Origin of the sequence: Streptomyces sp. B21-083, from assembly GCF_036898825.1 — a bacterium.
Classification (GTDB): Bacteria; Actinomycetota; Actinomycetes; order Streptomycetales; family Streptomycetaceae; genus Streptomyces.
This window is the reverse complement of the sequence record NZ_JARUND010000001.1, coordinates 4230336-4252104: the sequence shown is the minus strand read 5'-3', so window position 1 is coordinate 4252104 and position 21769 is coordinate 4230336. Positions and strand designations below refer to the sequence as shown.

Annotated in this window: 11 protein-coding genes; 7 read left to right on the top strand and 4 right to left on the bottom strand. The window is 68.5% G+C overall.

Features of this window, described 5'->3' with window-relative positions; all coding sequences use genetic code 11:
* Positions 1-28 precede the first annotated feature (28 nt).
* The gene (locus QA861_RS18930) at positions 29-805 is read left to right on the top strand and encodes an SDR family NAD(P)-dependent oxidoreductase (protein ID WP_334589508.1); all 777 of its coding nucleotides are present in this window, start codon (positions 29-31) and stop codon (positions 803-805) included.
* A 78-nt stretch (positions 806-883) separates the two neighbouring features.
* Here the strand turns inward: QA861_RS18930 and QA861_RS18925 are convergent, their stop codons facing one another.
* Positions 884-1423, bottom strand: coding sequence for a GNAT family N-acetyltransferase (locus tag QA861_RS18925; RefSeq protein WP_334589507.1), 540 nt, complete (start codon positions 1421-1423; stop codon positions 884-886).
* A gap of 146 nt (positions 1424-1569) precedes the next feature.
* Here QA861_RS18925 and QA861_RS18920 point away from each other — a divergent pair, with 146 nt between their 5' ends.
* The 4 genes from QA861_RS18920 to QA861_RS18905 all read left to right on the top strand — a co-directional run bounded on the left by QA861_RS18920 (position 1570) and on the right by QA861_RS18905 (position 7868).
* Positions 1570-2688 (top strand): LLM class flavin-dependent oxidoreductase, encoded by a 1119-nt coding sequence (locus tag QA861_RS18920; RefSeq protein WP_319095330.1) that lies wholly within the window; start codon positions 1570-1572, stop codon positions 2686-2688.
* Between the two features lie 100 nt (positions 2689-2788).
* Positions 2789-4522 (top strand): N-acyl-D-amino-acid deacylase family protein, encoded by a 1734-nt coding sequence (locus QA861_RS18915; RefSeq protein WP_334589506.1) that lies wholly within the window; start codon positions 2789-2791, stop codon positions 4520-4522.
* On the top strand, positions 4519-5970 hold the full coding sequence (locus tag QA861_RS18910) for an aldehyde dehydrogenase family protein (protein ID WP_334589505.1): 1452 nt from the start codon (positions 4519-4521) through the stop codon (positions 5968-5970). Before QA861_RS18915 ends, QA861_RS18910 begins: the two co-directional genes overlap by 4 nt.
* 299 nt (positions 5971-6269) lie before the next feature.
* Positions 6270-7868 carry an alpha/beta hydrolase gene (locus tag QA861_RS18905; protein WP_334589504.1) on the top strand — a complete coding sequence of 533 codons (1599 nt, stop codon included), beginning with the start codon at positions 6270-6272 and terminating at the stop codon, positions 7866-7868.
* 186 nt (positions 7869-8054) lie between these two features.
* Here the strand turns inward: QA861_RS18905 and QA861_RS18900 are convergent, their stop codons facing one another.
* Together QA861_RS18900 and QA861_RS18895 are read right to left on the bottom strand one after the other, a co-directional pair.
* Entirely contained in the window at positions 8055-8999 is a 945-nt protein-coding gene (locus QA861_RS18900; RefSeq protein WP_334589503.1) for an anti-sigma factor RsbA family regulatory protein, read from the bottom strand.
* A complete protein-coding gene (locus QA861_RS18895; RefSeq protein WP_334589502.1) occupies positions 8996-9475 on the bottom strand; it encodes an STAS domain-containing protein in 480 nt (159 codons plus the stop codon). Before QA861_RS18895 ends, QA861_RS18900 begins: the two co-directional genes overlap by 4 nt.
* A gap of 216 nt (positions 9476-9691) precedes the next feature.
* Here QA861_RS18895 and QA861_RS18890 point away from each other — a divergent pair, with 216 nt between their 5' ends.
* Positions 9692-10432 carry an ANTAR domain-containing protein gene (locus tag QA861_RS18890; RefSeq protein ID WP_334589501.1) on the top strand — a complete coding sequence of 247 codons (741 nt, stop codon included), beginning with the start codon at positions 9692-9694 and terminating at the stop codon, positions 10430-10432.
* A gap of 237 nt (positions 10433-10669) precedes the next feature.
* Here the strand turns inward: QA861_RS18890 and QA861_RS18885 are convergent, their stop codons facing one another.
* Entirely contained in the window at positions 10670-14173 is a 3504-nt protein-coding gene (locus tag QA861_RS18885; RefSeq protein ID WP_334589500.1) for a DNRLRE domain-containing protein, read from the bottom strand.
* 369 nt (positions 14174-14542) lie between these two features.
* Between QA861_RS18885 and QA861_RS18880 the strand changes: the two genes are divergently transcribed.
* Positions 14543-21703 (top strand): ricin-type beta-trefoil lectin domain protein, encoded by a 7161-nt coding sequence (locus QA861_RS18880; protein WP_443041565.1) that lies wholly within the window; start codon positions 14543-14545, stop codon positions 21701-21703.
* Positions 21704-21769: the final 66 nt, after the last annotated feature.

Below are 21769 nucleotides of genomic sequence, written 5' to 3'. Positions count from 1 at the left end.
GACCTCCACCGATGCGAAGGGGTTCCGCATGGGCAAGCTCGACGGACGGGTCGTCATCATCACCGGCGCGGCACGAGGTCAGGGGGAGCAGGAGGCCCGGCTGTTCGTGGCGGAGGGCGCCCGGGTGGTCGTAGCGGATGTGCTCGACGACCAAGGAGAGGCGCTGGCCAAGGAGTTGGGCGCGCTGTACGTCCATCTCGACGTGCGCGAGGAGGCGGGCTGGCAGGCTGCGGTCGCCGCCGCCGAGAAGGCGTACGGGCGGATCGACGGGCTGGTCAACAACGCCGGCATCCTGCGCTTCAACACCCTTCTCGACACGCCCCTCGACGAGTTCATGCAGGTCGTGCAGGTCAACCAGGTCGGCTGCTTCCTCGGGATCAAGACGGTCGCGCCGCGCATCGCCGACACCGGCGGCGGGACGATCGTCAACACCGCCTCGTACACCGGGATGACCGGCATGGCGGCGGTCGGGGCCTACGCGGCGAGCAAGCACGCCATCCTCGGGCTCACCCGGGTCGCCGCACTGGAGCTGGCCCGCCGGAAGATACGCGTCAACGCCATGTGCCCGGGTGCGATCGACACCGCGATGTCCAACCCGGCGGTACTGGACCCGGCGGCGGACGCGGAGGGTTCCGCGCAGGGCCTGGACAAGCTGTACCGCAAGCTCGTGCCGCTGGGGCGGATCGGGCGCCCGGAGGAGGTGGCGCGGCTGGCGCTGTTCCTGTCCTCCGAGGACTCGTCGTACATCACCGGACAGCCGTTCGTGATCGACGGGGGCTGGCTGGCGGGGGTGAGCGCCTTCTGACACCCACCGGCTCCGAAGTCGGCGCTCCCCGCCAGCGTCTCCGTCTCCGCCAGGGCCTGCGCCCCTCCGGGCGTCGGCTCAGGCGGGCGGTGCGACCGGGGGGCGCAGGCCGAGCCACTGCTCGGCGTCCCAGGCCTGGAACCGCTCCACCTCGGTGAACCCCAGCTTGGCGGCGAGGCGCATCGAGCCGGCGTTGGCGGACTGGGTCGTGAGCATCACCGGCTCGCCGGGAAGGGCGCCGTCGAACCAGTCGAGAGTCGCCGCGCACGCCTCGACGGCATACCCGGATCCCCACGCCTCCGGCAGGAACAGGTACCCGAGGTCGACCTTCCCCGCTGCGGACGGACGGCGGTGCTCCGTCGCCCTTCTGAGCAGGATCAGGCCGATCATCGCCCCGCCGAGCTCGACCACGAAACTCCCGGGCCACAGCTCGGGCACCTCGGGCAACTCGCGCTCCAGTTCGGCACGCGGCCGGGGGCCGCCGAGGTAGGTGTGCACCTCCGGCGACGCCAGCAGCTCGATGAACGTCGCACGATCCCGGGCCTCGGACTCGCGGAGCACGAGCCGCTCGGTCCTGATCGGGGCGGGCGGCCGGCCGACCGGTCCCAGTTCAGTCATGGCGGGCAATCTATCGACCGCAGCCACACACGTGAGTTGACGACCCGTCAGCTATTGACGCTCCAGGCCCTCGGTGGAACAGTCGACATCGAATCTGACGCTACGTCAGAAACGTCGGGAACGGTTACTGGGGACGGTGAACCTCCTTGGAATTCGGGCTCTTTGTACAGGGATACGTGGGCAAGCGGGCCGAGACCGATCCGCTCGCGGAGCACAAGGCGCTGATGGAGGAGACCGAGTACGTCATTCAGGCGGACCAGTCGAACTTCAAGTACGCCTGGGTGTCCGAGCACCACTTCCTGGAGGAGTACTCGCACATCTCGGCCAGCGACGTCTACCTCGGCTACCTCGCCCACGCCACCGAGCGCATCCACCTCGGCTCCGGCATCTTCAACCCGCTCGCCCCGGTCAACCACCCGGTGAAGGTGGCCGAGAAGGTCGCCATGCTCGACCATCTCACCGGCAACCGCTTCGAGTTCGGCTCCGGCCGGGGCGCCGGGTCCCACGAGATCCTCGGCTTCATGTCCGGCATCACCGACATGAACCACACCAAGGAGCTGTGGGAGGAGACGATCGCCGAGTTCCCGAAGATGTGGACGCAGGACGAGTACGTCGGCTTCCAGGGCAAACACTGGTCGCTGCCGCCGCGCAAGGTCCTGCCCAAGCCGTACGGGCCCTCGCACCCCGCGATGTGGTACGCCGCCGGCTCGCCGCCCTCGTACGCCATGGCCGCCCGCAAGGGGCTCGGGGTGCTCGGCTTCAGCGTGCAGAAGGTCTCCGACATGGAGTGGGTGCTGGAGCAGTACAAGACGGCGATCGTGGACGCCGAGCCGGTCGGCGACTATGTCAACGACAACGTGATGGTGACGTCGACGGCGATCTGCGCGCCGACGCACGCGGAGGCGGTACGGATCGCGGCGGGCGGTGGGCTGCACTATCTGCAGTCGCTGCTCTTCCGCTACCACGACACGTTCCCGCGCCCCGAGGGGTTCCCGGTGTGGCCGGAGACGCTGCCCGAGTTCAACGAGGAGATCATCGAACTCCTCATCGCCGAGGAGCTGTTGATCTGCGGCGACCCGGACGAGGTGCTGACGCAGTGCAAGCGGTGGGAACAGGCGGGGGCCGATCAGCTGAGCTTCGGGATGCCGATCGGGATATCTCGGGAGGACACGCTCCAGACGATCCGGCTGGTCGGTGAGCATGTGATTCCGAAGATCGACACGGATCCTGTGCATCGGACCTCGCGGTTCCGGGGGGTGGCTTGAGGTTCGTCGGCGGGTGCGGGGCCGTCGTGGTTGTTCGCGCAGTTCCCCGCGCCCCTGAAAGAGGGGCGCGTCCCTGCGGGCCTTGGGAAGAGGTGTAGCCGTGCTTGACCATCTGATCGCGGGCGTCACCGTCGTCGACGGGACCGGTGCACCCGCCTACGTCGCGGATGTGGGGATACGGGACGGTCGCATCGCGGCCATCGGGGCCCGGATCACCGAGGACGCGCGGACGACCGAGGACGCGTCCGGGCTCGTCCTCGCACCCGGGTTCGTCGATCCGCACACGCACTACGACGCCCAGCTCTTCTGGGACCCGTATGCGACGCCGTCCCTCAATCACGGGGTCACGACCGTCGCCGCCGGCAACTGCGGTTTCACGCTTGCCCCGTTGAACCCGGACCGGCCGGGCGATGCCGACTACACGCGCCGGATGATGTCCAAGGTCGAGGGGATGTCCCTGGTCGCGCTGGAGGAAGGGGCGCCCTGGAGCTGGAGCGGCTTCGGGGAGTACCTGGACGCGCTGGAGGGGCGGATCGCGGTCAACGCCGGTTTCATGGTGGGGCATTGCGCTCTGCGGCGCTACGTGATGGGGCCGGACGCGGTGGGTGGGCAGCCGACGGAGGAACAACTCGCCGCCATGCTCGCCCTGTTGCACGAGGCCATGAACGCCGGGGCCTGGGGGTTCTCCACCACGCAGTCGTCCTCGCACTCCGACGGCGACGGCAAGCCGGTGGCGTCCCGGCACGCGTTGCCCGCCGAGCTCATCGCCCTCTCCCAGGCGGTCGGCGAGCACGAGGGCACCCAGATCGAGGCGATCGTCGCGGGCTGCCTCGACCAGTTCAGCGACGCGGAGATCGATCTGTTCGTCGAGATGAGCGCGGCGGCCGGGCGCCCCCTGAACTGGAACGTGCTCACCATCGACTCGGCCGTGCCGGCCCGCGTACCCCGCCAGCTGGAGGCAAGCGAGCGCGCCCGTAAGGCCGGTGGCCGGATCGTCGCGCTCACCATGCCCATCCTCACGCCGATGAACATGTCCCTCGGCACCTTCTGCGCGCTGAACCTGATCCCCGGTTGGGGGCCGGTGCTCGGCCTGCCCGTTCCCGAGCGGATCACCCAGCTCGGCGACCCCGCCGTACGGGCGGAGCTGGTCCGCCTGTCGCAGAGCGAGGACGTCGGTGTCTTCCGGCGGCTGACGGACTTCGGGCGGTACGTCATCGGGGACACGTACAGCGCGGCGAACGAGGGCCTGACCGGAAGGGTGGTGCAGGACATCGCCGCCGAACGCGGCCAGGACCCCTTCAGCTGCCTCGTCGAGATCTGCGTCGCCGACGAACTGCGTACGGTCCTGTGGCCCATGCCCACCGACAACGACCCCGCGTCCTGGGCGCTGCGCGCCGAGACCTGGCGGCACGAGGACGTGCTGCTGGGCGGCTCCGACGCCGGCGCGCACCTGGACCGGATGTGCGGGGCCCCGTACACGACCCGGTTCCTGGGTGACTGTCTGCGCGGGCGCAAGCTCGTGCCGCTGGAGCGGGCGGTGCGGATGCTGACCGACGAGCCGGCTCGGCTGTTCGGCCTGCGCGAGCGGGGGCGTGTCCAGGAGGGCTTCCACGCGGACCTGGTCCTCTTCGACCCGGAGCGGATCGCCGCCGACAAGGCCACCCTGGTGCACGACCTGCCGGGTGACAGCCCGCGTCTCGACTCGAAGGCGATCGGGGTGACGGCCGTGTGGGTGAACGGAGTCGAGACGATCCGGGACGATGTGGTGACCGGTGCGGTACCCGGCACAGTGCTTCGCTCGGGCCGTGACACGGCCACGGTGAGCACCAAGTGAGCGACGGACAGCGGCTGTTCGTCGGCGGCTCGTGGGTGGAGCCGGCCGACGGGCACTACGAGGTGATCGACCCGGCGACGGAGGACGTCGTCGGGTGGGCGCCGGAGGCCTCGCGGGAGCAGGCGCACGCCGCCGCGGCGGCGGCCCGCGAGGCCTTCGGGCCGTGGTCGCGCACCTCACCGGAGGAACGGGCCGCCGTCCTGGCCCGCGCCGCGGACATCATCCAGAGCAACCTGGTGTCGTACGCGGCGCTCGCCCAGGCGGAGACCGGTGCCACGACGGGGACCGCGCGCGGAATGCAGGTGGGCGTGGGCGCCGCCCGTTTCCGCCGGTACGCGACGGTGGAAACGGCCGAGTGGGCGATCCCGCCGCAGGTCAACGAGGGGGGCCCGTTCGGGAAGGCGGCGGTGATGGGTGCGCTGGCGATACGCCAGCCGGTGGGCGTGGTCGCCTGCATCACCTCGTACAACAACCCCTGGGCCAACCCGGCCGGAAAGATCGCGCCCGCACTGGCGATGGGCAACACGGTCGTCGTGAAGCCCGCTCCGCAGGACCCGCTGTCGGTGTACCGGATGGCGGAGGCGCTGGAGGCGGCGGGCGTGCCGCCGGGTGTCGTCAACGTGGTCAGCGGGACCCGCGCCGAGGTGGGGGAGGCGGTGGTCGACTCACGGGACGTCGACATGGTCAGCTTCACCGGCTCGACGGCGGTCGGCCAGCGGATCGCCGAGGTGTGCGGCCGTGACATGAAACGCCAGTTGATGGAGCTGGGCGGCAAGGGCGCGGCACTCGTCTTCGACGACGCGGACATCCGCTCGGCGGTCGCGGGCATCGGCACGACGTTCTCGTTCTACAGCGGCCAGATCTGCACGGCGCCGACGAGGGTGCTGGCACAGCGTGGTGTCTACGGACAGTTGGTCGAGCAACTCGCCGCGTATGCAGGTCACTTGAAGGTGGGTGACCCGCGCGCTCAGGGCACGGTGGTCGGGCCGGTCATCTCGGGGCCGCACCGGGACCGGATCGAGACGTACGTCGAACTCGGCCGCAAGGAAGGCGCGGTGGTGGTCGCGGGCGGGGAACGGCCGCCGTACGACCGGGGGTTCTACGTCGCCCCGACCCTGCTGGCCGACTGCACGAACGACATGCGGGTGGCCCGGGAGGAGATCTTCGGCCCGGTGGTGACCGTCATCCCCTTCGACGACGAGGAGGAGGGCATCGCGCTGGCCAACGACAGCGACTACGGCCTCATCGACTACGTCTGGTCGGCGGACGTGGCCCGCGCGTTCCGGGTCGCCCGGCGCCTCCGGGCGGGCGGAGTGGGCGTGAACACCGTCGGACGGAACATGGAAGCACCGTTCGGGGGGTTCAAGCGGAGCGGGGTCGGGCGCGATGTGGGGTCGTACGCGCTGCACGCGTACGGGGAGGTGCAGGCGGTGGTCTGGGCGGGGTGAGCGCGGGTACGGCCGCGACGGGAACCTCCGCCTCGGGTGAGGCGGGGGTGCGGGCCGACGGTGCCGGCGTCGGCAGGCCTGGGCGGCCCGTGCGTCAGACCGGCGGAATTCGAGCGGGAGGCTGCGATCCAGGGAGGTCCAACTGCCGCTCTTCGGGGGCTATTCGATGACTTTCAACGACTCGATTCAGTCAAGTCTTGGTCGCCTGTGTTCTCGCGCGGCGTGCATTTCGGAGATCGTAGGGCATGACCCGTGAACCTCAAGGGTCTCAACCCCCCTCACTGTTCTGAGAGAGCTCCATGAGAAGAAGCGCAGCCATGCTGTGCGGCGTCACCGTCGTGCTGGCCGGGACGATCACCGCCGTCCCCGCCAACGCCAGCGTGTCGCCCTCCGCGAACACCGCCCGGACCGCGAAGGCCAGTTGGAAGGCGTGCGGTACGGACGACACCCCGACGCTCCAGTGCGCGTCGGTGAAGGTGCCGCTCAACCACGCGAAGCCGCAGGGGAGGCAGATCACCCTGGCGCTGTCCCGCGTGCCGCACACCGCGAAGACGTATCAGGGCCCGCTGCTGGTCAACCCGGGCGGGCCCGGTGGCAGTGGCCTGAGCCTGGCCGGCTTCGTCGCGTCCTCCCTGCCCAAGGACGTCGCGGCCCAGTACGACGTCATCGGCTTCGACCCGCGCGGCGTGGGCGCGAGCCAGCCCGCCCTGGACTGCAAGCCGGGTCACTTCGACCCGGTGCGCCCGGACTCCGTGCCCAGCACACCGGCGATCGAGAAGGCCAACGTCGCTCGCGCCAAGGCGTTCGCCCAGGCCTGCGGCAGGAAGTACGCGGCCGTCCTGCCCTACATCAACACGGTCAGCGCCGTGCAGGACATGGACTCGATCCGGGTGGCCCTCGGCGCGAAGAAGATCAACTACTTCGGTTACTCGTACGGCACCTACCTCGGCGCGGTCTACGCCAAGATGTACCCCCAGCGGGTGCGGCGCCTGGTGCTGGACTCGATGGTCGACCCGACCGGAGTCTGGTACGACGCCAACATCCAGCAGGACTACGCCTTCGACAAGCGTCACAAGGCGCTGATGACGTGGATAGCCAAGTACGACTCAACGTACAAGCTCGGCACCGATCCGAAGAAGATCGAGGCCAAGTGGTACGCCATGCGGGCGGCCCTCGCCAAGAAGCCGGCGGGCGGCAAGGTGGGCGCCTCCGAGCTGGAGGACATCTTCATACCCGGCGGCTACAACAACGGCTACTGGCCCACCCTCGCCCAGACGTTCGCGGCCTACGTCAACGACCACAACACCGATGCGCTGGTCAAGGCATACGACAACATCGCCGCCATCGACGCCTCCGGCGACAACGGCTACAGCGTCTACACCTCCGTGCAGTGCCGTGACGCGTCCTGGCCGCGCGACTGGAACCAGTGGCGCAAGGACAACTGGGCGGTGTACAAGAAGGCCCCGTTCATGGCCTGGAACAACGCCTGGTACAACGCCCCGTGCGCGTTCTGGCCGACGAAGCCGCTCAAGCCGGTGAACGTCGCCAACTCCAAGCTCCCGCCGGTCCTGCTGTTCCAGGCGACGGACGACGCGGCCACCCCGTACCAGGGTGGTGTCACCATGAGCCGGCTGCTGCGCGGCTCCAGCCTGGTGGTGGAGCAGGGCGGCGGCAACCACGGCATCACGCTGAGCGGCAACGCCTGCCTCGACAAGTACCTGGCGGCGTACCTCACCAACGGCAAGGTTCCCCACGGCAGTGGTGTGGCCGACGCGGTCTGCCAGAAGTCGCCCGACCCGAAGCCGCAGGGCACCGAGACGACGGCAGTGCGTACGGCACAGACGGCACCCGCGACGGGTGAAAGCACCCTGCGCGGGATTCTCGGCTTCCGCGGCTGAGCGTGCCGGCGTGAGCAGCATCTGAGGTCCGCCGGGCGGCTGCCGAGAAACTTCGGCGGCCGCCCGTGCGCGTCTCCGCGCAAGGGCCGGCGACATGCGCCCCGTCGCGGCTGGACCGGCCGCGACATGGGCGCATTGCCGCCAGGTCGCCCACCCCGGCGAGGTCGCCCGCCCCGGCGAGGTCGGCTAGTGGCCGAGGTAGAGCCGGATGGCCGTACCACCTGGGTCGGTGTGGATGCGGACCAGGTCGGCGACGGTGTGCACCAGCAGCAGGCCGCGGCCGCCACGCTGGTCCCGGGTGGCCGGGCGGCGCCCGGCGAGCGGGTCGTCCAATTGCCCGCCGTCGCGGACCTCGCACACCAGCTGTGAGCCCTCGGACCAGATCCGCAGGCTCCCGGAGCCCCCGCCGTGCACCACGCTGTTGGTGGTCAGCTCGGCCACCGCGAGAGCGAGATCGTCCAGGCGTACGCCGGACAGCCCCAGCTCGGCGGCCCGCGCGACGGCGAAATGCCGGACGACCGGCAGCTCGTCGCGGCCGAAGTGCTGGGGTTCGGCCGCTGCGGGAGCCTCCGGGAGCGGCCGGTTGTACTCGGCGACGACCTGCCCGGGCGCGTAGGACGGGCTGGGCCTCTGGCTGCCGCCGGAGACGATCACCGGGTGGGTCGCGTACGCGTCGGTGAGCACGTCCTTGTCGAGGCGCACGGCGTCGTACGGGCACAGGATGGTCACGTCCCGGCCCTGGAAGGCCGGGTTGATCAGCGCCTCGTGCTGCACACACGCCGGGTACTCGACGCTGCTGCGGCCGGGCCAGATCGGCTCCCCGATGATCCGCACATGCGTCTGAGGGTGGGCGTCGGCGAAGGCACGCAGCACCCTCGGGATGATCCGGCCCGGGTTGCGGCCCGCGTCGCTCATGTCGAGGAAGTGCACGGACACGGCATCCGCGCCCAGATTCTCCCTGAGCAGGGCCAGGTTCGCGCCGGGCACGGCGACCGCCACCGGGTGCCCGGCCTTCAGCCCCTCGCGGATGAAGGGCACCGTGCCGTCCAGATACTCGTCCTCGCCCCGGTAGAACAGAGCGGGATGAACGAACGACTCGGCGGTCGCCTCAGCGGTCTTCGTGGCAGTCATCGCGCCACCACCTCGATCACGGACAAGTCTGGCCAGAACATTTCAAGCAGCCGTGGTAGAGTGGCGGGCGGCCGTTCGATCACGATGCGCCGCCGGCCCGGAAGGTCCTGAGCGGCCACCGCCAGAGCCGAGGCACCGGCGACATCGACGAAGGTCACGGCGGACATCTCCAGATGGCACACGATCTCTTTACGTACGGTCATACGACGGGTCAGCTGCTCAAGTGTCTGCTCCCAGGTCGGGCACGTGGCCGAAGTGATCTCGCCGACGGCCCGCCAGCCCGCCCGGTCCGGCAACGGACGCATTCGCAACGCGCCCCCGCCCTCTGACGGACCCGGCATCGACGCCGAGGCCTTCGCCCGTCGCAAACTGTCCACGCCCCACCCCCATGTGCCGGTCGCACCCAGCTCCAGTAGCTCCATACCGTGCCGCCGACAGAGGATAGACGCCGAGCGCACCTCCAGCACGACAAGCACGATGCCGCCCCATGCGCCTGCCCCGTACAACCGCGTTCATGCGCGGCGCCACCCGTGGTGGGGAAATCTCCCCCCGTATCTCCACGCCGCATCCGGAATACGCCGTCCCGGACGGGGAAGGCGCGTGAGCAAAACAGTCGCGGGCCATGTCAGAGCCGCGCGCAGCCTGGCGCGGACCCCGACGGCGTATCTGGATCCCGGACCCGAGGTGAGTGCATGTCTGTCGCCCCCGTATCTCCACCGTCGCCGTCACTGGGCAACGGGCCACTGACCATCCGCACCGAGATGTGGGGAACCACCGCGGTCCTGGCATCGAGCGGGGAAATCGTTCACGGCTGCACCACGGTGCTCGATCCTGTCCTGGGCAAGCTCCCCGGCGAAACGAACGGCCTGGTCCTGGACATGACGGAGGTCACCTTCATGGACACGGCCGGACTCCAGTTCCTGGAGCGCCTGGAGGACTTCAGAGCCGACGCCGGCATCCCCTTATGGACCGTCAACTGGAACGGCCAGCCCCTCCGCATCCTGGAGCTCACCGGCCTGTCCATACCCCCCGCCGCCTCCGACGCCACGGGCTCCCTCTCCGCGTGGCTCCCGCCGGACATCCGCCACCTGCTCGCCCTCCTCCGCTCCGAACAGGGCCTTGCGGCGGTGGCCGCGGAACGCGCGGAACGGGTGCGGCGACTCCAGGCGGAGGTTCAGCAGCTGCAGCAGGCCATCGAGTCCCGCCCGGTCATCGACCAGGCCCGCGGAATCCTCATGGCCGTCGAGTCATGCACCGCCGACGAGGCCTGGGACGCCCTGCGCGACACCTCCCAACACACGAACACCAAACTCCGCGAGGTCGCCGAAGCGATCGTCACGGTGAGCACGGGCGGCCCACCTCCGGCGGAGCCGGTCCGAACGGCGCTACGGGATGCGGTGCGACGGCAGCACGCGCGTGATGACACGCGCTGACGGTTGTCGCGCGGAGTCGTACGGGTTCATCCGAGTGCAGTGAGTAACTGAGTATCCGCACACCGCCGCCCGTCAGGACAGCGCTGCCTCCTGGACTTTGTGTGTGCCGACGATCGCGCCCAACTCCGAGACTGCGAGGGGCCGTCGGCGCGCCCAGGCCCTCCCAATGCCCCCGCCGCCATGCATCGCGCATGGCGGCGGAGAACATCGCATCGCTGGTGAGGCCTTCCCCGAGCGTCAGCCGAGGGTCAGCATGCCCGACCAGCCGCCGCTGGGGACCGCCGTGAAGGCACCGAGGGCTGAACGGCCCCCCGGGTAAAAGCGGACGGCGCCCGTCCCCGTGACCGCCCAGATGTCCGGGATGGCGTCACCGTCGGCGTCGGCTGTACCGAAGGCCAGTTTGATGTCGGGGGCGGTCCAGCCGGAGGTCGCGTAGTCGGTGTTGTCCACACCGCCGGCCGCAGCTCCCGAGGTGGCCAGCGAGTCGAGGCTCACGCCGCCGGTCGCGCTGTCCTTGATTCCCGTGCGCAGCGCGAGACGCCCACTGCTGACGATCCGGTAGAGCATGTCCGTGACCCCGTCCCCGGTGATGTCCTGGAGGTTGACCAGGTCGCGGGTCGCCCACGCCGGGCCGGAGTTCAGTGCCCTGGCTGCCTCGACGGTGGCTCCGTTGTAGCCGGTGAGGGCCCACAGAGTCTCCACGGTGTCGCTGTCCTTCACCGTGAGGAAGAAGTCGGGCTTGCCGTCCCCGGTGGCGTCCCCGGACGACACGATCTGGGTGACAGCCGCCAGGTTGGGCCCACCTGCCGGGAGCAGGATCTCCTGACGCTTGTCGATGTTGACCGCGCCGTAACCGTCGCCCGGGTAGACCCACAGTTTGCCTTCGCGCACGGCGACGAGGTCCTGGAGACCGTCACCCCCATAAATGTCACCGAGGTGCGCGACCATCGTGTTCTTCCAGTAGCCCGAGACCGGACCGACGTACAGCGGCTCGCCGTCAGCCACGTTTCCGTTCGGGTCCTTCGCCGGGTTCTCCCGGTAGGCGCCGGACATCGCGGGCCCGAACGTACCGGTTCCCTTGGTCAGGTCGGAGTTGCCCCGGCTGGGATACATCCAGAGGTCGCCGGTGGCGGTCACCACCATCAGGTCCGCGAACGCGTCACCCGTGAAGTCTCCCGCGGTATCGGCTTTGTCCCTGGGGGTGATGTAGAAGAAGTACTTCCGGGGATCCGACACATGCCCCGCGTCGTCAACGGCCCGCACATACAGCACATTCGGCCCGGCGAGTGGTGGTTTGGCGCCGTTCCAGGTGGTCGTCGTCGAGGTGGCGGCCCCGTTCAGACGGGGGAGGGAAGCCGTGTACGTAGGTGTGTTGAAGGCGAATTCGTACTTGACCACATCCGTCTGCGAGGCCCTGAAGACGAAGGAGCCCGCAGAGCCGAACTTCACCTTGCTCCAGATGGCGTCCTCGGGCTCGTTGTGGAGACCGTTGTTGTTCCCGTCCGCGTTGGGGAACTGAACCGAGGTGACGACGGGCGGTGTCGGCCGTGAACTGTCGAAGACGAAGCGGCAGTACGGCGACTTCGCGGGCGCGAACGATGAGCTGACCCCCGCCTTGTCCATGGCTCGCACTCGCCAGGAGTAGGTGGTGCCGTTCTTCAGCCCGCTCGTGGAGAACGGCTCGGTGTGTTCCCGGGTCGAACCGACCTGGCCGTCTATCTTCTTTATGCCCTTGGATCCCAGCAGGTTGCCGCTGCCGTTCGTCGGCCACAGCTCGAAGCGCAGCGAGGCCAGGTTGTTGTCCTTGTCGGTCGCGTTCGCCCAGAAGGTGATCGAGGAGGCACCGACGTTCACGTACGGCGCGATGGTGTCGCACGACAGGTCGGGATCGAGGTCCAACCTGGTGGGTGCGCCCGGCGGGCGGTTGTAGACCAGTTCGATGTACGGGCCGTTGCCGTCGTTGGCCTGGAACTTCTTCCAGGAGTACGCGGAGTTCTCATCGCCTGCGCGCAGACCGAGGGTCAGGGAGTCCGCGCCGTCCGAAATCGCCTTCTGGGCGGCGCGCTTGACGTCGAACTCCTCGTACTCGTCCGGGCAGGTCGCCGACTTGTACCCATGGGCGAAGCTCTTGCCCGCCAGCTTGTTGCCGGCCGTCATGCTGGGCGCGTTCCGCCAGGTCGTCTTGTTGCTGATCGGCCCGGTGACGTACACGTTCACGGTGCGCGGGCTGCACGACCAGGAGTACGTCTCCAGAATGTGCAGCTTCGCTGTCGTGACGGAGGAACCCTTCAGGTCGGGGTTCCAGTCCATGGTGAAGAAGGACCGGGACGTCCCCCAGGTGTCCGACTCGAAGCCGACCCGCGCCTCGCTCGTCCCCTGGTTGAAGTTCCGCCCGTTGTAGAAGTTCGCGTTGGGGTGACGGCTGTAGGCCGTCGTCCAATCGTTGTGGTGCTTGCGGATCGACGGGTCGACGAAGACCGGGTACACCGTGTCCGCGTCGTCGAGAAACTCCCGATCAGGCGTCAGCGTCCAGGTCGAGCCGTTCAGGTCGGTCTCGATGAGGGTGCCCTTGGAGTCCGGCTGCGGGCCTGCCAGTGACGGCAGATCGAGCGTCGCGCTCGCGCCCGAATGCGTCGGATCCGGCGAAGCCTCCGCCGGTACGGAGGGATTGGCCCCCTCACCTTCCGAAGTGGACGGGTCCGGAGCCTCGTCGGAGGCGTCCGGGAGTACCTCGGCGGCCGTGTCTCCCGAGTCGACGTAGTCGGAGGTGTCGCTCGGCTCTGGGGACTCCGTCGGGGACTCGGATTCGTCGGGTGCGCTCGACTCGTCCTCGGACAGTGATTCCGAGGCGGTCGGCGATGCGCTGCTGCCGGCCTGGCCGTTGGTGAGCGCCGGGGTGCCCGAGCTGTCCCACATCAAGGGGGTGGGGGAGACCGCCACCTCATCGCCGGTGCTGTCCTCGGCGCTGATGATGCCGGTGGTCGGGTCCAGGGAGAAGCTGAGATCGGGGGAGGACAGGCCGTACGACAGCTGCGTCACGCGGGGGTCGGCCGCCGCCACACGGGTCTTCAGGACGAGCAATTGCGCGAAGCCCCCGTCGTCCGCCGTCAACACCAGGTCTGCGCCGGGCAGGATCTCCGGGTAGAGCGCTCGTGAGCCGTCGATGATCGGCGTGGGGATGTCGTACGGCCAGGTCAGGACGATGTCGTGACCGCCGGTGGTCAGGGTCACCAGTGCGTTACCGGTCGCGGCTGTGGCCGCTTGTGCCAGGAGCGGGACCCGGAGAGCGCCCGCTCCGCGATCGGCCCGGTCGTCCTGCCCGCGGCTGTCCGTGCCCGCCGAGAACTTCATCCGCGTGTTCGTCGCCCTGGGGGACCAGCCGTCCTTGGTGTGCCCGAGCGAGGTGTCGATCGCCCGCCATGTCCCGTCCACCTTGGCCCGGATGGGCGACGAGTGGATCCGTCGCTGCGTCAGACCGTCCGGCCGTGCCCACGTGGTCTCGTACGCCGTACGCAGGCTCGTGACCTCGACCGTCTTTCCGGTCCGCGCGGCCTTCGCGGCGGCCTCGGCGTGGCTCAACGGCGCGCTGTGCCGGGGCTTGGCCTCCGGCTGTGCACGCTCCCCGCTGTCGCTCAACCCGGCGTACGTCAGGCCGGAGGCCGCGATGGCGGCCACGACGGCCGCCGCGATGATCCGGCGACCGGGTCTGCGGCGCCATCTGCTCGGCCGTGTGCTCGACATGCGCGAGGTTTCCTTCCCCCCTGGGACAACGGGACCAGAGCATGGCCCAATGCGCGGCTGTCGTCACGTGCCGTTTTTCAACGACGAGTGGAGCACGGTCTCTTGGGACTCCCTAAAACAACGCTTTGGTGTGATTGACCCGTACATGATGTGATCATTACCACTAACCCACAGGGAACTCTGGCTTTCTCTACAAGTGAGACAAAGAATCTCCACGTTCTTTGACGTGGTTTTACCTGCGTGCGGCCTTCCCAGGCGGCCGCTCCATGCCGTCCGGGGGGATCAGCAGTGTCACTCTTTACGTCCGCGCGCCTCAGAGGCCGTCGGTCGGCCCTGCTCTCCACCCTGGTGCTGACGCTGTCGATCGCCATGTTGCCGACCCAGGCCCTGGCCCTGCCGCCGGATCCGGCGAGCGTGGAAGTACCTCGCGATGACGTTCCGTTGGAGGACCTTCCCGACGAACAACTCGTCACCGGTACCGACGCCAACCCCAAGCTCGACAAGATCGGCCTGTCCGCTCTGGCCAACCGGGACGAAGCCCCGGCCGGTACCACCACCCCGGCCACCTTCGGCACCCAACCGGTCGACTTCGGGAGCGCCACGTCAACGGCCGCTCTACAGACTGGCTCCGCCGTGGCCCAGGCCGCCTACAAGCCCGCCGGCAATCTGCCGGTGAAGCTGGGCCAGGCTCCGGACGCCGCCGCACCGACCGGCTCCTGGTCGGTCACCGTCGCCTCCCGTACAGCGCCCGTGTCGGCCGGCGTCGACGGCGCGGTGATCTCGGTGGCGGCGCCCGCCACCGGCTCGGTGCCGATCTCCGTCCAGCTCAGCTACAAGACGTTCGAGAATCTCTACGGGGCCGACTGGGCCTCCCGCCTGCACTTCGTCCAGTTCCCCGAGTGCTACCTCTCGACTCCCGATGTGGAGGAGTGCCAGGCGTACACCGAGCTGGACACGGACAACGACACCAGCACCAAGACCATCACCGCCACTGTCGATACGGCTGCCGACGGCACCGTCTTCACCTCCGCGGCCTCCGCAGCCCCAGTCGACTCCTCCGGTGTCATCCAGGCCTCGTACACCCGGGCCCGACCGGCAGCCGCCAGCGGCGACAAGGCGGTCATCGGTGCCGTGGACTCCGGTGGGAGCGCGGGCGGTTCGTTCAAGGCGACCCCGCTGGCCTCCAGCGGCAAATGGGCGGCCGGCAGTTCGTCAGGTGCGTTCACCTGGTCCTACCCGCTCACCGTCCCGCCCGCGCCCGCCGGTCCCGCCCCGCAGATCTCCTTCGGCTACAACTCGCAGACAGTGGACGGCAAGACCGCCACCTCCTCTCCGCAGGTGTCCTGGATCGGCGAGGGCTGGGACTACGACCCGGGCCACATCGAGCGCCGATACCGCACGTGCAAGGACGACCGCGACGACGTCCCGGACGGGGCGGCCAACAACAAGGAGAAGAAGTACAAGACCCCGGACCTGTGCTGGGTCTCGTACAACGCGGTCATGTCGCTCGGCGGCAGGACGGTCGAGCTGGTGCGGGCGAACTCCACGTCCGAGATCTACCGCCCCCAGAACGACGACGGCACCCGCGTCGAGTTGAGGACCGACGGCGACGGCGACAACAAGGACAACAACGACGAGTACTGGCTCGTCACCACTCCCGACGGCACGAAGTACTACTTCGGTCAGAACAAGGTGGGCGGCTCGCACGCCGCGACCGACTCCGTCTTCACCGTCCCGGTCTACGGCAACCACCCCGGTGAGCCCTGCCACCAGGCCGCCTTCGCCGACTCCCGCTGCGACCAGGCCTGGCACTGGGGTCTGGACAAGGTCGTCGACGTCAACGGCAACGCGATGATCGTCAACTGGAAGCGGGACACCAACTACTACGCGGCCAACAAGAAGTTCAAGACCCCGGTGGCGTACGACCGTGGTGGCTACCCCCTCTCCATCGAGTACGGCCTGCGCACCAGTGACCTCAACTCGCCCTCCGCGAGGGTCCTCTTCAACGCCGAGGAGCGTTGCCTGGAGACCGACGGTTCCTGCGCCGCCGCGAAGTTCGACGTCACCGACAACCCAGGCTCGTACCAACCCTGGTGGGACAGCCCCGGCAACCTCAACTGCAAGTCCACGTCCAAGCTCTGCCCGGCCTTCCCCTCCTTCTGGACCCGGATGCGTCTGGCATCCGTGACCACCGAGGCCGCCCGCCCCGGCACTTCCGGGCTGACCAAGGTCGACACGTACACGCTCCACCAGTCCTTCCCCCGTGACTGGTACGACACCTCACCCGCCCTCTGGCTCAACTCCATCACCCGTACCGGCTTCGCCCCTGGCGACACCTCCGGCACCGTGATGTCGACGGACGGCGTCAGCTTCGCCCCGTACTCCCCCGCCTCGAAGGGCGAGGCGCTGAGTGGCTACTTCGCCGACAACCAACTCCCCAACCTCGTCCCCCGCAGCAAGAACGACGCGCGTCCGGGCTTCATCCGTCCCCGTATCGGCAGTGTCCGCACCGAGCAGGGCGGCTCCATCGCGGTGACGTACGACGGTGGCTGCCGGACCCAGCCGACCGTCTCCCCCGAGGACAACCACGGCACCTGCTATCCGGTCCGGTGGTCCCCGGACGGTGACGTGGAAACCCCGAAGATCGCCTGGTTCAACAAGTACGTCGTCGACACGGTGACCGAGACGGACAGGATTTCAGGGGTCTCCGACGCGATCGTCACCGGGTACACCTACACGGACCCGGCTTGGGGCAAGGACGACGACGAGTTCTCCAAGCCGTCCCTGCGTACCTACGGTGTGTGGCGTGGCTACCAGAAGGTGGCCACGACCGAGGGGAAGAAGAGCGGCGGCACATCCGCTCAGACCCAGTCCTACTCGGTCGTCCGCTACTTCCGTGGCGCGGGCGGTGCCGTCAAGGACTCCAAGAACGAAAAGACGCTCCTCGCCGACGACGCACCCCAGTACGCGGGCATGGTCGCGGAGAGCATCAGCTACACGGGCAGCTTCCTGCATGTCGACGGCACCCCCGACCCCATCGTCAAGCGAACCCTCAACTACCCCTGGTCCAGACAGACCGCCTCCCGCACCCGGGACAACGACACCTCGCCCCTGCTGGCCCACCAGACGGGCATCCGGCGCACCGATGCCATCCAGATGCTCGGCACCGACAACTGGCAGGCCGTACGCACCGAGACCGAGGTCGACCCCGACTACGGACTCCCCGTCCAGGTACAGACATCCGTGGTCAAGCCCGGGTCCGGCGGCGCCGAGGCCTCCAGCGAGTACCGCTGCACCAAGACGGAATACGCCAACAACACGACGGCCGCCAACATCATCGGCCTGCCCACACAGGTCCGTACGACGGCGACCTCCTGCGCGGCCCACGACTCCGCGGACCCCGCGACCCAGTTGATCAGCGCCGCCCGGACCAGCTACGACAACCTCGCCTACGGCGCTCTCCCGGTCAGGGGCCTGCCCACCAGCGTGGCGACCAACCCGGCCTCGGGCTCCGGCTACTCCGTCGTCACCACCTCCACCTACGACGACCTGGGCCGGATCCGCTTCGTGACCGCCCCCGGCTCGGTCGGCGTGGTCAAGACCGAGACGCAGTACACCCCGTCCACGGGTGGCCCGGTGACCGCCGTCAAGACGATCAACCCGGCAGGCCACACCTCCCTCACCACCTTCGACCCGGGCCGCGGCCTTCCGCTCACCGTCACGGACACCAACAACCGGGTCACCCGCACCGAGTACGACGCGCTCGGCCGCCTGGTCAACGGCTGGTCCCCTTCCCGCTCCTCGGGAAGCCAGACCCCGAACGTCAAGATCACGTACCAGATGGCCAAGGCCACCACCAGCGTGACCACTCCCAGCACGGTGACCGTCGAGACCCTCCGTGACAACGGCACCTACGCCAAGCAGACCACCATCTACGACGGACTCTCGCGCCCCTTCCAGACCCAGGCCGAAGCCCACGGCCGGGGCCGCGTCATCACCGACACCCGCTACGACGACCACGGCCTGGTCAGGGAGCAGACCGGCGGCTACCTGGTCCAGGGCGAGCCGCAGGCCAAGCAGTTCAAGCGCAAGTCCGACTCGCTCGTACCCACCATGACCCGGAGCACGTACGACGGTCTGGAACGCGCGATCAAGACGACGACTCTCCACGGCGGCAAGGAGGTCTACTCCAGCACAGCCACCTATGGCGACGACTGGACGCTGACCCGCCCGGCCGGCGGCGCCACACCCCCCGTCAAGACCTGGACCGATGCTCTCGGACGCGTCAACCTCGTCCAGCACTACACCAACAGCGGCCTGAGCCACTGGCGCAACACCTGGTACTCCTACGACTCCCGTGGCAACCGCCAGCAGGTCAAGGACCCGGTCGGCAACCTGTGGACGTACAACTACGACTCCCGCGGCCGGATGACCGACTCCACCGACCCCGATGTCGGCGCGGCGTCCTTCGCCTACGACGACCTCGACCGCCGCACCAGCGTCACGGACTCCCGCAACCTCACCACCTTCACGGAGTACGACACGACCGGCCGGGTCAAGGCGGTCCGCGAGGGATCGGCGACCGCGTCCCCGATCATCGAGTACACGTACGACCCGACGGGCGCGCTGGGCCAGTTGTCGTCCACGACCCGCCATGACCGGACCGGCGACTACGTCGACCGGATCACCGGCTACGACACCGACTACCACCCCACGGGCCGTGAGGTGACCATCCCGGAGGGTGCCGCGACCAAGGGCCTATCGGGCAAGTACGGGTACGCCTACACGTACACACCCACAGGCAAGCCGTTGACGGCCACACTTCCGGCGGTAGGCGGACTGGCCCAGGAGAAGGTCGTCACCCGTTACGACAGCGACGGCCTGGCCGAGTCCACCTCCGGCGCCAGCTGGTACACGTCGGACGTCACCTACTCCCCGTACGGCGAGGTCCTGCGCACCGTCAGCGGCCCGCAGCCCTACCGCGTGTGGACCACCAACTTCGTCGACGAGCACACCGGCCGCGTCCAGCGCAGCGTCTGGGACCGTGAGACCGACGTGTCCCACCGCATCACCGACGCCTACTTCTCCTACGACCGGGCCGGCAACGTCACCTCCGCCGCCCGCCGCCAGATGGACGGCACCGTTGGTACGACCGACAACCAGTGCTTCACCTACGACCAGCTCGGCGAACTCGTCCACGCCTGGACCTCCAACGTCGCCATAGACACGGAGGCCGCCGGCGGTACCGGCTGCAAGTCCGCCTCCGGCACCAACTGGGGCTACCGCACGGACGGTCAGATCTCCGCCGGTCCCATCGCCGAGGCCGCCGACTCCGCGACGGACACCACGGCCCCGGACAGTGACCTCACGGCCTCGCTCTCCAGGACCGCCCCCGCGTCGGGCACGGTCTCCACCGGCACTACCGCCTACTGGGACGCCTACACCTTCGACTTCACCGGCAACCGCGCCTCGCTGACCGAACACGCGCTGGGCGCGACGGCCGCGACGGCGACCTCCGCTTACACATACGGCACCACAAACACGACCACGCGTCCCCACCTCCTCACCTCCCGCACAGTCACCAAGCCCAACACCACCCCTGTCACCAGCAGCTACGTCTACGACGCCACCGGCAACACCACCGCCCGCCCGGGCGCCGTCACCGGCCAGTCCCTCGTCTGGACCTCGCAGGGCAAGCTCGCCACGGCCTCCGACGGCAACGAGAACTCGGCCCCGATCACCAGCCTTGGCGGCCTCTGCCTCGACGTCCGCAACAGCGGCACCGCCGACGGCACCGTCATCCAGCTCTCGACTTGCAACGGCTCTGACGCCCAGAAATGGACGTTGGCCTTCAACGGCCAGCTCAAGGCGCTGGGCAAGTGCGCCACCGCCGTCGGAACCGCCGACGGCGGCGCCGTCCAGCTCTCGACCTGCGACAACTCCAACGCCCAGAAGTGGACGCAGGGAGCCAACGGCAGCCTCAAGAACACCGCCTCCGCCCGCTGCCTGGACATCTCCGACCCCAGCGCGTCCTCCGGTGCCGCCCTGCAGATCTTCACCTGCAGCACCTCCACCGCCCAGCGCTGGACCGTCACCGACCGCACCGACTACGTCTACGACGCGAGCGGCAACCGCCTCCTGGAGCGCACGAAGTCCGGCGCCACCCTGTTCCTCGGCGAAACCGAGGTGACCGTCAGCCCTGCCGGCACCATCACCCGCGCGGTTCGTGCCTATGCCCACCCGGGCGCCCCGACGGTCGTCCGCACGACCACAGGCGCGGTCACCGGCCACAAACTCACCGTCCTGCTCAACGACCCGCTCGGCACGGCCACCACCGCTGTCGACGAATCCGCGGGTCAGCCTCTGACCCGGCGTGCCTTCAAGCCGTACGGCGAATCCCGGGGCACTTCGGCCGCCGCCTGGCCCAACCGGCATACCTACCTGGGCGTGGGCATCGACGATGCGGCGACTACCGGGCTTACCCATATTGGGGCTCGGGAGTACGACCAAGCCATTGGCCGGTTCGTATCTGCCGACCCGGTCATGGATATAGCAGACCCGCTCCAGATGAACGGGTACACGTACGCGAACGGGAGCCCGATCTCCCACTCCGACCCGACGGGTCTGTGGATCGACGACGGAACCGGGCATAGCGAGCGACGCTCCGGCGGATCTTCTGGGTCCTCGAGCTCGGCCACTGCTTCCGTTGCTGGGGGGACCGGATCTGGTGGTAGCGGTAACACGACTGGGTTGGAACGCAACGGAGGCAGGACGAACCTCGGCAACTGTCTGTCGATGCAGTCGACCGCGCATGACGCGGCGGTTTGCACCACCGGGTTTGCTGCTGCGAGCTGGGCGCAGAAGAATAGTATCGAGGGATATCTGACGGTTGATATCGGCCTTGGTGGGAGGGATGCCAACATGATCCCAGAGGCCAAGGCAGATGGATCGGGGGGCAACGGTCACGCGGATGTGATCTTTTGGGCAAACGGAGAAGTCTATATCTGGGAAGTAAAGCCAAACGCCAGCAAGTTCTCGACGAATTCCAGGAAATATCAGTACGCGTTCGTGAAGGGCCCTGAGCAACTTGCACGTTACGCTGACAGGTTGGAGAGGCTTTTGGAGGGGCAAGGAGATGATCGAGTAGTCGACGTGGGTCCGGCGCTCTCTTCCGGGAGTTTTGTGTACGGGGCGAACCAGAAAGGCAGAGTGTGGTCCGAAAAGGACTATGCGGGAATGCGTTACTACGGAACCGACAGCGACAGGAAGAAGCAGCGGTCCGCAGTTCCGAGTCCCAAGCCAGGGGCCAGCCCGAACGCGGAGATTATTCCCCGCTCGTCGAGCCACCCAACTGCTGGTCCTTCGCCGTCAAACACGGGTTTCTACGAAACGCTTCCGCCGGGACAGGGATCGTTCTGGGGTACAGAGACTGGTCAGATTTTGTCGGCATTCGGGGGGTTTGCGATGGTGACTCCTGCGGGCCGCAGTATTGGCGCCGGGGCTACAGTCCTCTACGAACTCGCGGCTTAGGACCTTCCGGAGGCGTCTTGATCTGCCGCTGAGGCGCGGGGTGGTTCACGAGAAGCCGTCCCGTGT